Source organism: Cellulomonas sp. P4_H12 (genome assembly GCF_056400905.1).
In genome coordinates, this window is record NZ_JBFUKJ010000137.1 from 1 (window position 1) to 541 (window position 541).

The following is a 541-nucleotide window of genomic DNA, read 5'->3' on the forward strand; positions in this document are numbered from 1 at the left end:
GTCTGCAACAGAACCTTCGACAGCCGGGTCGCGGCGTACGAGCGCAGGCCGTCTAGCCGGTCGTACAGCATCGACACGTACTCCTGCTCACGGTCCAGGTCGCCGTGTTGCAGTGCCTTGTCGGGCAAGTGATCTCCTCGGCCGGAATGGGTCCAAATGGGCCAAGCGAGTCTAGTGGCTGGGTGCGGCGGGTGCAGAAGCGCCAGGTCAGCGGGACGGGGCCGCGTCGGTCGGGACGGCGCCCAGATCAGTAGGCGACCAGTCCGCCGTCGGCGACGATCACCTGCCCGGTGATGTAACTGCCGGCGTCCGAGGTGAGCAGCAGCGCGGGCCCGACCATCACGTCGGGGTGGGCGATCCGCCTCTGCAGCGGCATCTGCGCCATCGCGTCGACCACCTCGGGTGGGTTGTTCCGGACCATGTCGGTGTCGACCGAGCCGGGGGCGAGCGCGTTCACCCGGATGCCGCGCGGGGCGAATTCGGCGGCCATGGATCGGGTGTACGACATCAGCGCGGCCTTGCCCGCCGCGTACATCGCCAC

General features: G+C 68.9%; 1 protein-coding gene. It reads right to left on the reverse strand.

Going from position 1 to position 541, the window contains the following annotated elements:
- Positions 1 to 247: 247 nt before the first annotated feature.
- Positions 248 to 541, reverse strand: a 294-nt coding sequence (locus AC1DQC_RS20195; protein ID WP_477053005.1) for an SDR family NAD(P)-dependent oxidoreductase, incomplete at its 5' end; no start/stop codon positions are given.